The organism is Cellulophaga sp. BC115SP (assembly GCF_009905545.1).
GTDB lineage: Bacteria > Bacteroidota > Bacteroidia > Cytophagales > Spirosomataceae > Flectobacillus > Flectobacillus rivi.
In genome coordinates this window covers 67,006-78,703 of the sequence record NZ_JAAALB010000012.1, presented here as the reverse complement: position 1 = coordinate 78,703, position 11,698 = coordinate 67,006, and the positions used below count along the sequence as shown (strand labels likewise).

The 11,698-nt window shown below is 35.7% G+C and carries 9 protein-coding genes; 4 read left to right on the top strand and 5 right to left on the bottom strand.

Annotated elements, in window-relative coordinates; translation table 11 throughout:
• Positions 1-67: 67 nt before the first annotated feature.
• From GVN22_RS11520 to GVN22_RS11510, 3 genes are all read right to left on the bottom strand, one after another.
• On the bottom strand, positions 68-466 hold the full coding sequence (locus GVN22_RS11520; protein ID WP_166551176.1) for a response regulator transcription factor: 399 nt from the start codon (positions 464-466) through the stop codon (positions 68-70).
• Between the two features lie 181 nt (positions 467-647).
• Positions 648-2,072 carry a metallophosphoesterase gene (locus GVN22_RS11515; protein ID WP_166551175.1) on the bottom strand — a complete coding sequence of 475 codons (1,425 nt, stop codon included), beginning with the start codon at positions 2,070-2,072 and terminating at the stop codon, positions 648-650.
• A 174-nt stretch (positions 2,073-2,246) separates the two neighbouring features.
• On the bottom strand, positions 2,247-3,875 hold the full coding sequence (locus GVN22_RS11510; RefSeq protein WP_166551174.1) for a carboxylesterase/lipase family protein: 1,629 nt from the start codon (positions 3,873-3,875) through the stop codon (positions 2,247-2,249).
• A 366-nt stretch (positions 3,876-4,241) separates the two neighbouring features.
• On the opposite strand from GVN22_RS11510, the gene GVN22_RS11505 reads away from it, so the two are divergent.
• The 4 genes from GVN22_RS11505 to GVN22_RS11490 all read left to right on the top strand — a co-directional run bounded on the left by GVN22_RS11505 (position 4,242) and on the right by GVN22_RS11490 (position 8,105).
• Positions 4,242-5,525 carry an MFS transporter gene (locus GVN22_RS11505; protein ID WP_166551173.1) on the top strand — a complete coding sequence of 428 codons (1,284 nt, stop codon included), beginning with the start codon at positions 4,242-4,244 and terminating at the stop codon, positions 5,523-5,525.
• A gap of 213 nt (positions 5,526-5,738) precedes the next feature.
• Complete coding sequence (locus tag GVN22_RS11500; RefSeq protein ID WP_095168168.1) at positions 5,739-6,089, top strand: hypothetical protein; 351 nt, start codon at positions 5,739-5,741, stop codon at positions 6,087-6,089.
• A gap of 220 nt (positions 6,090-6,309) precedes the next feature.
• On the top strand, positions 6,310-7,116 hold the full coding sequence (locus GVN22_RS11495; RefSeq protein WP_166551172.1) for an NIPSNAP family protein: 807 nt from the start codon (positions 6,310-6,312) through the stop codon (positions 7,114-7,116).
• Positions 7,117-7,409: 293 nt separating this feature from the next.
• Positions 7,410-8,105: a LexA family transcriptional regulator gene (locus GVN22_RS11490; RefSeq protein ID WP_166551171.1), complete on the top strand. Its 696-nt coding sequence runs from the start codon at positions 7,410-7,412 to the stop codon at positions 8,103-8,105.
• Positions 8,106-8,227: 122 nt separating this feature from the next.
• On the opposite strand, the gene GVN22_RS11485 is transcribed toward GVN22_RS11490, so the two are convergent.
• On the bottom strand, positions 8,228-8,632 hold the full coding sequence (locus GVN22_RS11485; protein ID WP_166551170.1) for a response regulator: 405 nt from the start codon (positions 8,630-8,632) through the stop codon (positions 8,228-8,230).
• Positions 8,633-8,634: 2 nt separating this feature from the next.
• Positions 8,635-11,628 carry a PAS domain-containing sensor histidine kinase gene (locus GVN22_RS11480; protein ID WP_166551169.1) on the bottom strand — a complete coding sequence of 998 codons (2,994 nt, stop codon included), beginning with the start codon at positions 11,626-11,628 and terminating at the stop codon, positions 8,635-8,637.
• Between the last annotated feature and the right edge of the window lie 70 nt (positions 11,629-11,698).

Genomic DNA, 11,698 nt, shown 5'->3' with positions numbered 1-11,698 from the left:
AAAATCATAAAGTAAGGATATATATTCAGAAAGCTAAATAGAATCCCACAAATGACCTCTTCAAAGGCTACTGAATATAGTTTGTACGTTGGCACAAACGCAATACAGCATTAATTCTAGCTTGAATTTCAAAAGGATTAAAAGGTTTTTCTATGTAATTGTCAGCACCCAAGTTCATACATTCAATGCGGTCTTTGCTTTCTGAACTTGCCGTTAACAATAGAATAGGTAGATTGGAAAAAAGATGACTCTGACGGAGCTTTCGTATTAACTCTTTTCCATTCAATAGAGGGAGGTTTAATTCAGTAATAAGAAAATCAATGTCAACACCAGAGTTCAAAAAATCAATGGCTTCGTAGCCGTTACTTTTCTGGATTATGTCAAATTCTTTTCCTATAAAATGGTCGAGGATAATTTTGGTAGAATCAGACTGATCTACAACAAGAAGTTTCTTTTTAAAATTCATCACAACAATGGTAGGTAAAGTTAAGGGCAAAGTAGTTAGTTATTCTTGTGATGCTTCTGTTGTTGCATTACAAGAATAACTATTTTATCGCAATAATCATACCTTAAGTGAAGAAAATTTTGTTTGTTTTTATTTTACGGTATAAAATCTACGAGATAATCATTTTAGAAGGCTAATTCTATTAGTTTTTTAAGGTCAAATACAAGCTTTCTGGTCTTAAAGCATCATCATTCCAACGCTTAAGCGAGTCTTTCGTAAATAGTTCTTTTTCTAAAAAGTTGAGCTCTAGATAATTATAAGTTTTATCTTCTTTAAGGTTTCCTACGGTATGTTCGACAATTGGAATCCACGTACCTGAATTAAAAAATGCTTTATTATCCTGAAATATTTGCATAGGATTGTGTGTATGTCCCATCGTGATGACTTCTAGATTTGGGTATTTCTTGAAAATATTAGGTGCTTCCTGCGAGAGATCATCAGGTTCTTTGAGATTGAAAACACCCACGAACTGTCCAATTATATAAGAGATAACTAAAGTACCTAGGTTTTTCAAAAAGCTTAAGTTGCTCCAGTCTCCTTTTAGATTGATGTTAGTAATATCTTTATACATCAAAAAAATGGTAAGCACCACAGGTATCATGATGATGCCAATAAAGGTCAGTGCCTGACCAAAAACATAAGAAAAGGCCTTTTTATCAACAAATTTTAATAATGCCAGTACCCTTTTAGTCAAAATTTCGATAGCTAATGGAAATCTCTCTTTTAATAGAATAGCGAGAATATTACTAGTTGGACGAATATTATCAAGAAAAGGATAGGCTATTTCAATGCGATTAAGCAAGTATCTGTTGACAAATGAGCCCAAAGGCAATCTTAATTGTCCGCTTAGTTTGCCATCCAATGTTGGCGTTCCGACTACATGAGAAAATTTATCATAACGATGCCCGTGTTCGATATAGAGTTTTTCGTTGATGATTATGGAGTCTTGTATAAAAGATATTTTGCCAATTATTCGCTTATTATGTTGGAGGGCAATCTCATTTAATTTTACAGAAAAATAGGCTTGAACCTTTTCCCAGTGCCATTCCAAATCATGATTTCCCTTAAGGATTAGGAGTTCTTTGTTGGGGCAGCTTAACCATTCTACAAGGGCAAGAAATACTTTTTCGTGACCTGCAAAAACTTTTTCTAACTTCCAAATAGATTTAAAATCATCGGTTTTAAATCCGTATACTTTCTCGTCCTCTGTGAAGCTGTTTTTGAGCTCTTCAATAGTTTTGTGAATTTGAACTTTTTGCAATATTTTTTGCCATTCAACATAATCAAAGTGAAGGACTTCTGTTTCGGTAAAAATGACTCTCAAAAAGTCGATAAAGTCGCCATTAATCACTAAAAGAGCGGATTCTTCTTGGTATTTGTGCAGATGAAATTGAATCCATCGCTGAAGCGCATCATCTGCAAAAAAGTTTTCAGTTCCTGTAATCATTCCAGAGGGTTCTTTTCCTCTGGCTATATGTAAATCGCTGATAATTAAGAGATGAGCAGCAGTTGTGTTGAGTGTCTCTACTTGATGTAGGTCGGTTAGAGAATTATTTTGGAGTGTCATGGCGTATAAATTTTCCTAAATTTCTTGAAAAAATAGGGTAAAAAAAAATTGGTTTCAGAAAACTCTGAAACCAATTACTCATTTATCAACTATAAAGAAAATTTGCACTTATAATACACTTCTAATGGTGAGTATCTTCAAATAACGGATATACAATTAACCAATAACAGCCTGTTACTTACTAGAACTTATCTCTAGCAATTCTTTATCATGATGATTTCGCACTTCGACTTTATTATCAAAAAACATTGTTGCTCCATTTTGTGAGGAATAAGCTGGCCAAGATGGTAAGCCTTTGTGAGCTGGGTTGCCAGTTCGAGCAAAATTAATCCATGCTTGACTCATTTTGTCTTCTAGGATTTTTGCTTCTTTTCCACCACCAGTCATTTCTTGGCAACGGTCGATGTTATTGAAAACAAAACCCAATTCTATACAATGAACCGCTTTGTACATACCATCATTTACAGGAGATTGCCATGTAAATAGGTAGGCATAAACAGGCGCTCCTCCAAAGTCTGCTTTTAAGTTAGCATGCTTGACCATCCCTGGTCTAAATGCTGCCAAATCAATATCGATATAGTCGGATGGTTTTGTGGTATTAGGATAGGCTTTTTCAACAGCCTTCAGATAAGCATCCGTTTTATCAGCGTAACGTTTTTTAAGAAAATCTACAGCTTGTTCTTTGCTAAAATCACGAATAGCAGGGTTCAGCAACGAAGCCATAAATTCATTTTTGGTGCACCCCAACATAAATGGAATATCTTTGGAAATAGCTAAACCAGCGGGGTCAACTTGTTGATAAGGCAAAAAGTCTCCATCATGCACAGGTCCCCAGCCTAAGCCACCTCCTACAAAAGCTTTTCCGTCTTTTTTCATTTGGTCTTGAACTTTAGCTATCGCTTTTTTGCTTGCCTCATTCAATTTTTCGTAAGGGATTTTTTGTAAAGAATCTACCTGATTTGGTTTCAAACCCAATACTTCTAACAAAGCTTCGCCTATTTTTTTACTATCTTCTTGTTCCAAAAAGCTCTGGCGATAACTACCACTCTGATTGATAGCTTTATGAAATAAACCTTTTGCAGACGGTGCATACATCAACGTGGTAACTTTGGCACCACCTCCCGATTGACCGAAAATGGTAACGTTGTTTGGGTCACCACCAAAGTTGGCAATATTATTTTTGACCCACTCCAAAGCCATAACAGCATCCATCATTCCGACATTGGCTGATTTTTTGTATTTGTCACCAAAACTTGACAAGTCCAGAAAGCCAAGGACATTCAAACGGTGATTGATAGATACGACTACTACGTCTCCTTTTTTACTAAGATTTTCGCCTTCATAAGATGGTAGCTCAATAGCAGAACCTGCACTAAAGCCGCCTCCGTGTAACCAAACCATAACAGGGCGCTTTTTGCCATCATTTATACCTTGTGACCAAACATTAAGGGTTTGACAGTTTTCGTTGGTATAGCCCCAATTATGATTAAAGGCAAATTCGAGAGGATCAAATACTGTGGTTGTTGGGTCGGTCGGACAAACTGGCCCATAGGCTGTGGAACTACGTACATCTGTCCAAGCTTTTGGGCGAGTAGGAGGCATAAAGCGCTCAGATTGAGCATAAGGAATACCCTTGTACGTAAAAGTTCCATTGTGAATATAACCTCGAACTTTTCCTAGGTCTGTGCTTACAACGGCTATATTCTTACCTGCCACTAGCGGGTCTGTTTGGGAATATGAAAATGATGAGGTTGCTAGTGTGCTTACAGCCAGTAAGCCACCCAATAAAATGATTTTTTTCATTAGTTAATAAGTATAAGTGTAAGAAAATAGATAAAGCGAAGGCGCTCTTTACAAAAGATAACAAGTCGTACAGCAATAATGCTTATATCTTGTTGCTAGCAACCTTTATGATTATCCATTTACTTACTTTTTTAGATAATTGGATAATAAGAAAATATCATTTGAGCAATTGTCTCAATGTGAGACTATAGATGCAAATGTGGTGAAAAATTTGGATTTAATACAAAAAAGTGTGAAAAAAATTATACATATCTAAGAAAGTTTGGGTAAATAATCATGATTGGCGTCTTTACTCATTAACTCTAATCATCAAAATGTTCGTTTGCGTACCGTTGTGGTTGAGCAATGAACCCTAAACTGTTTTTTATGAATTCTAAAATTCCTCAATATCGTTGGAGAATAGTCCTCTTACTTTTTTTTGCTACCACTATCAATTACCTTGACCGTCAAGTAATTGGATTATTGAAGCCAACCCTAGAAAAAGAATTTAACTGGACCGAGTCTGATTATAGTCAAGTAATTATGGCGTTTACGGCCGCTTATGCCACAGGTTTTTTGTTTTTTGGTAGAATCATCGATAAAATTGGGACAAAATTAGGTTACACAATTTCGGTTATTTGGTGGAGTATTGCGGCAGTTCTGCATGCTGCGGTAAGTTCAACTTTTGGACTAGCAAGTATGCGTATGCTTTTGGGCTTAGGTGAGTCTGGTAACTTTCCTGCTGCTATTAAAACGGTTGCTGAATGGTTTCCCAAAAAAGAGCGAGCTTTTGCTACAGGTATATTCAATTCAGGTGCGAACATTGGCGCGGTAGTAGCTCCAATTATGGTACCTTGGATTTTGGGAGCTTATGGTTGGCGTGAGGCGTTTATCATTACGGGTGGAGTAGGTTTTATTTGGTTGATTTTCTGGAAATTATATTACGAAACTCCCACCAAACACCCTAAATTAAGCCAAGAAGAATTAGAATTTATCAATAGCGATGCAGATGAGCAAGAAGTAGAAACGACAGAATCGGTGAAATGGATTAAACTTTTTGGGATTCGTCAAACTTGGGCTTTTGTATTTGGTAAAATGTTTACTGACCCCATTTGGTGGTTTTTCCTTTACTGGTTACCTTCTTATTTTGCAGAGCGTTTTCAACTAGATTTGAAAAAGCCAAGTATCGAGTTAATTGTAGTTTATACAGCTACGACAATAGGCAGCATTGGCGGGGGATACCTATCGGGTTACCTCATCAAGAAAGGTTGGACTGTATTTAAGGCAAGAAAAGCATCCATGTTGAGTTTTGCATTGGCGGTATTGCCTGTGTTTTTTGCACAATATTGCACTAATATCTGGCAGGCAGTTGGACTGATTGCTCTAGCAATGGCAGCACACCAAGCTTGGAGTGCGAATATTTTTACAACAGCTTCAGATATGTTTCCTCGCAAGGCGATTAGTTCAGTAGTAGGAATTGGTAGTATGGCAGGCTCTGTTGGTGGAATCCTGTTTCCTATCTTAGTAGGTTATTTGTTAGATACTTACAAAAAAGCAGGAGATATAAACATCGGTTACAATGTTATCTTCATCATTTGCTCTATGGCATATATTATTGCTTGGTTAGCCATGCACTTTTTTGCACCAAAAATGGAGAAAGTAAAATTATAGCTGAATGTGGGATTATTAGGTTTAATGCCGTAAATTGGCATCATATAACCCAGATTATCACCACATCTTAATTGTTATTGGACGGCTACTTTTCGGAGTAGCCGTTTTTTGTGATGTAGGTATGAAAATTTATTTAGACTTATTTTAAATAACTATTGCTTGTTATTCTTTCTCCTATTAACTTTGTAGTGTATTCAAAATAGAGGTTAGGTTATGGAATATCCAGCATTTCACGAATTATATCAGAATTCAAAAGGGAGTACTTGGCAATGCGATTTGACAAACAAAATTCATGTCCATTTTAATGGAATGGTCGCGAGTTTTAAAATTCATGATTTTCTAGCATTTCGCCGTAAAGTATCTTCAATAGATATTCATCAAATGATATTTAATTTGTCAGATGATTTTGATTATGAGTTAGTTGAGGCTCCTCAAGCTCAACTTTCATGGGAGCTAACGCTTTGTGAAATTGTTCAGTTGAGAGATTTGTTGGATGGAACAAAATTTGTTCTTTCCTTAAATAGTATGTTATACGAAGTGTTAGGAGAAGGGGCTTTAGCATAAATGCTAGTGAAAATTTAGGTGTATTTAATAAAAATTGCCTCTTGAAGAATTTATTCTTCAAGAGGCAATTTGCTTTTGGAAGCTATTTATCCTTAAACGATAAAACATGGTAGAATGACTATTTTTATTTTCTATTTTTGTTAGATGTATAAGTAAAAAACAATGATTTCTTGTTTTATCTATATATTCAAACATTATTCACTAATTATTTTAATAGAAAATGAAACATGTATTTCGTACCAAATTAGTGGCTGTATTGGCACTATTGGTTACAATTCTTACTTCTTTGGCTTCATGGGCAGCCGCTCCTAAAAGGGATTTTTATCAGTTAGTTATTTATCGTTTGAAAACAGCCGAGCAAGAATCAAGGCTCGACAATTATTTACAAAATGCTTATATGCCTGCATTGCACCGTGCTGGAATTGAGAAAGTTGGAGTATTTAAGCCTATTATTGCACCAGATGCTGCTGAGCCAGCCGAAAAATTAGTGTATGTATTTATTCCTTTTAAGTCACAGGATGAATGGGCGAAACTGGAAGGTAAACTTTCTGCTGATAAAACCTACTTAGAGGCTGGTAAAGACTATATTGACACTCCTTGGGACAAGCCAGTGTACACACGTATGGAGTCGATTTTGATGAGAGCATTTGTAGACCAGCCGCATTTCCAAATGCCAGCGCTTTCTTCTCCGAAATCAGAAAGAGTGTATGAATTTAGAAGTTATGAAGGTCCAAGCGAGAAACTATACGTCAACAAAGTAGATATGTTTAATGCTGGTGGAGAGGTTAAATTGTTTAAAAGATTGAACTTCAATGCAGTTTTTTACTCGGAAGTAATTTCAGGTGCAGCAATGCCGAACTTGATTTATATGACAACCTTTGAAAATAAAGCCGATAGAGATGCTCACTGGAAGGCATTTAGTGCTGATCCAGAATGGAAAACTTTATCAGCCATGCCAAAGTATCAGCACAATGTTTCAAAAAATGATACACGTTTCTTGAGACCAACGGATTATTCTGATATCTAGACAATTAAAATGATTAGAGAAAGGTGAGCAATCGATGCTCACCTTTTTTTATTATGGCTAATAAATCTATAATTTAACCTATACATTTGCTTTGAAATAAGCATGCTAATCTCTAAATTTACTTATCTACCTTTCTACAACAAGTCCGCACGCAATAAAATGCCTACAATTTTACACCGAATTAACGAATATTATCAAATAATGTGCGGAAAGATGACTAAATATGGTATTTTTGTATATTGTTTTTGCACAAATTATTCGCATTCACTTTAGGAATTAGATATATACACACAATGGATACTTTTTTTAGCCAAAACCTGCAATACCTACGCAAACAGTTAGACGGAAAAATTTCGCAGGAAAAACTTGCTGAGGAAGTTGATTTAAAAAAATCTACACTCGGTTCTTATGAAAGTGGTCGCGCTGAACCACGTTATGCTGATTTGATTAAATTGGCTAGTTATTTTAATGTAAGCGTAGACGACATGCTTACAAAAGATTTAGCAACAAATCAACCAGCTAAACGCCAGGAAGATAAGCTGAGAATATTGGCAACTACCGTCAATAATGATAATGAAGAGAATATCGAGTTTGTTCCAATCAAGGCTGTAGCGGGTTATTCAAACGGCTATGGTGACATTGATTATATTAGTCGTTTGCCAATTTTTAATGTACCTTTTTTACCAAAAGATCGTAAGTATCGTGTATTTCCGATTCAAGGAGATTCGATGTTACCGTTGAGAGAAGGCTCATTAGTTTTTGCTGAGTATGTCGACAATTGGAGAACCATCAAGAATGGCACTATTTGTATTGTTGTTACAAAAGATGAAGGTGTTGTTTTGAAAAAGGTGTTCAATTATCTCAACGAAAAAAATGTGTTGATTCTTAAATCGACAAACGAAAGATATGCGCCTTATCCCGTAATGGAGGACGATATTCAAGAACTTTGGAAATTTGTAGGTTTCTTTACTGGAGAGTTTCCTCTGTAAATGAGGGTAATTTCATGTTAATAATATAGCATCAAAAAAGCGGTCGAAAATTGTTTTCGACCGCTTTTTTGATGATTACTTGTGGAATAGAATATTAATAATGAAATATTTATCTTTCAATCTCAGTGAACTTCTATTTCGGACTTTAATCTCAAAAGTGTTGTTGTATGGATGGGCTTGCTGATAAATTCCTTGACACAAGGTGCCGCTTGAGATTTTCGAATATCTTCGGGGTCGATGCTCGAGGAAAGAATGATAACTTTTGTTGCTGGAAAATATTTTTGAAACCTTGCTATAAAAACATCTAAGAATGCCCATCCACTCATTTGAGGCATGTTCAAATCAAGAAAAATTAACTCGGGAGCATCTATTGAAGGATTTTGTAGTAAGCCCTCATAGTATCGCACTGCCTCTGTCCCATCTGCCACGGTTTCAACGATAGATGTAAATTCACATTTCTTCATTGTCATCTTGAGAATCATCAAGGTGATGGGGTCGTCATCTACGCACAAAATCTTCTTAAACATATTTACTTCTTGAATAAAATTGAAAACTGAGTCCCTTTGTCTACCTCACTCTTTACTGAAATATTTCCACCAAGAGATTTTACTTGGGCTTGCACCATGTACAAACCTATACCTTTGCTATCTGGGTGATTATGGAATCGCTGATAAAGACCAAAAACTTTATTTTTGTGGCGTTTGAGGTCAATCCCCAAACCATTATCTATAAATATTAACTCAATACCTTTCGAAGTATTTCTTGTTTTTACCCAAATTTCTAAGGGTCTTTTGTTCGAACGATATTTCAGCGCATTTGACAGTAGATTTAAAAGAATACTTTCTAAGTACGAAATATTAAAATTCACTAATGGAGCTTTGTCGAAATTGGTAGTGATAGATGTACCTGCATCTTGAATGAGCTGCTGGGTCATCTGTGTTATTTTGTTCCAAACTGTCTCAAAAGCTATAACTTCCTGCTGAACATTTACATTTTCTTTGATTACTAAAATCTTTAATAAATCATTGATGGTGTCGTTGAGTTGATTGGTCGAAGTTTTGAAACCTTCCAATACCTTCAACGTCATCGGGTCTGTTATTGTAGAGGTATTCAACATCTTGAGCAAACCCAATAGATTGGATAATGGGGAACGAATATTGTGTGAAGTGATATACGAAAATTGACGTAAATCTTGGTTGATTTGGGTCAATTCTCGAATCAATAACTCCCTTTCTTCTTCGTTCTTTTTGCGCTCGGTAATATCTTTTTGAATGGAAATCCAATGAGTAAACCAGCCTGTTTCGTCTGCTAACGGAACAATAGAGATATTTACCCAAAAAGGTTCTTTATTCTTTTTATAATTGATCACTTCAATTTCGCATGGTTCCCATTTTTTTAGAGCAGTTCTAATCTTATTTAATTCATATCGATTACTAGCTGGCCCCTGAAGTATTCTGGGTGACTTTCCAATAATTTCATTAAGCTCATATCCTGTCATTTTGGTGAATGCCTCGTTGGCATAGATAATTCTAGGGCCTGGCTGTTCGATAGGTTCTGCTTCGGTAATTAAAATGGCATCATTGCTATTGGTAATGACTGATTTCCAAAGATTTAACTGTTGTTCTTCTTCTTTTTCTTTGGTAATGTCGCGCATAGCCCCCACCATTCTGATAGGTTTACCATGGTTATCAAAAACCATATATCCTTTGTCACTTACGTAAGCAATTTCGCCATTGGCTCGTATATAGCGATATTCACTTTCCCATGTAGTTTGTTCAGGATTGGCTAGTGCTAATTGGATTTCATCTAAAACTCTTTCTTTATCTTCAGCATGAATATTTTTGCTCCAGTCCTGAAAATCTTTCATAGGACCGTATGGATATTTTCCAAAAATAAATTCGTAATTGTCTGACCAATAGGAATCTCCAGTAACGATGTCCCAATCCCAGATAATGTCCCTTGTCGCTTTTTTTGCTAGCTCAAAACGTTCATTACTTTTTCTGAGTGCTTGTTTGGCTTGTTTTTGTAAAGTTATATCCAAAAACGTACTATCAATACGCAAGGCATTACCAAGTGTGTCGAATACAATCTGTGTTTTGCTAAATAAATACTTGGTTTTGCCAGAGGCTAATATGATTCTAAATTCTTTTTCGATAGGCTTACTGCCATACAAAACGGATACTTCTAAGAGTTTGATTGACATTCTATCCTCAGGATGAACCATTCCGATAAAATCCTCATAATCAAACCTTTCTTTGTTTTCAGTTATTTCAAAAATCTTAAAAACTTCTTCTGACCAGAATACTTTTCCTGTTCTCAAATCGTGCTCCCAATAGGCAAGATGCGCAATTTCTTGTGCAGCCTTCAAGCGATTATTTGTCTGGATAAGTTCTTTTTCTGCAAGTTTTCTGAGGGTGATATCATGGACAAGTACCAGTGATACCGTACGATTTTTGTATTCTATTTGATGTGCCGTAATATCGACGTTTATAGGATTGCCTGACTTAGTTTTGTGTACAGAAATACCTCTATAATTGGGAGGGTTTGTAGTGAAATCCCAACGGGTATTTTTATAACTCTCTAATTGTTCAGGAGCAATTATGTCGTATACGGTCATGCCTATAAGTTCTTCTCGGCTATAACCATATTGTCGTAAAGTAGCGTCGTTAACTTCTATAAATTCCTTGGTATAGAAATCGTTAATCCACATGGGTAATGGATTGTTATTGAAGAGATAAGAATAATTTTGTTCCGAAATTTTGAGTGCTTTTTCTTGAACCAAACTTTCAGAAATATCTTTTGCAATAGCGATGACGCTTTGTTGCTGATGGTTCCAAACGGCATTCCAAATCATAGGAAATACACTTCCATCTTTTTTACGAATATCTAAAACAACGTTCTGAATGGGTTGTCCTTGCGACAAAGATTCGAATGACTCTTTGATTGAACTTGCCGAAGATTCCGTTAAAAAAGATAGAATGTTTTTATGCTGAAACTCCTGAACGGCATAGCCCCAAGATGTGCTTGCGGCTCGGTTAATCTTAAGAATATTGCCCGAAGCAGTGGTCAAACATAAAATATCATTTGATTGATTAAGAATCGGGTTAAAATCTGGAGAGATAATGGTGTTAATAACCTCTTGTTGTTGTGCCAACAAGGGATTCAACGAAATATAGACGAAGGTTTGTTCGGAGCTTTGTACCACACGAGCCTTTAGTCCATATAAGCTCGAAATATATTCATTTGAAAGAGTAGAAAGATTTTCGGATTCTTGTTGAAATACAAAATTGCTTAATAACTGTGGCAAAAGCTTCACGGATTCTAAGCAGCGATAATTTTCTACAAAAACCTGAGCTTGGTGATTTTGGTAAATATTTTCTTGGTTCTTATTATAAATAAGAATTGCTTCATTGGCAAAATTCAACGCCTGATAAATAGCAAGATTTTCCTGCTCTATCAATACGTTGTTTTTTGTAGTTGTATTTTCTGAAAGTTGAGATTCGGTATTAGTAAACGTTTCCATAGAAATTTGCTCTTTGTATGGGATTTTTAATTGGGATTAGCCAATCAAAATTGCCAATCATCGAGAAAAA

Excerpts from the sequence above, each read along its gene's own strand:
- GVN22_RS11520 (WP_166551176.1), bottom strand. The coding sequence starts at position 466 with ATGAATTTTAAAAAGAAACTTCTTGTTGTAGATCAGTCTGATTCTACC.
- GVN22_RS11490 (WP_166551171.1), top strand. The coding sequence starts at position 7,410 with ATGGATACTTTTTTTAGCCAAAACCTGCAATACCTACGCAAACAGTTA.
- GVN22_RS11510 (WP_166551174.1), bottom strand. The coding sequence starts at position 3,875 with ATGAAAAAAATCATTTTATTGGGTGGCTTACTGGCTGTAAGCACACTA.
- GVN22_RS11495 (WP_166551172.1), top strand. The coding sequence starts at position 6,310 with ATGAAACATGTATTTCGTACCAAATTAGTGGCTGTATTGGCACTATTG.
- GVN22_RS11515 (WP_166551175.1), bottom strand. The coding sequence starts at position 2,072 with ATGACACTCCAAAATAATTCTCTAACCGACCTACATCAAGTAGAGACA.
- GVN22_RS11500 (WP_095168168.1), top strand. The coding sequence starts at position 5,739 with ATGGAATATCCAGCATTTCACGAATTATATCAGAATTCAAAAGGGAGT.
- GVN22_RS11505 (WP_166551173.1), top strand. The coding sequence starts at position 4,242 with ATGAATTCTAAAATTCCTCAATATCGTTGGAGAATAGTCCTCTTACTT.
- GVN22_RS11485 (WP_166551170.1), bottom strand. The coding sequence starts at position 8,632 with ATGTTTAAGAAGATTTTGTGCGTAGATGACGACCCCATCACCTTGATG.
- GVN22_RS11480 (WP_166551169.1), bottom strand. The coding sequence starts at position 11,628 with ATGGAAACGTTTACTAATACCGAATCTCAACTTTCAGAAAATACAACT.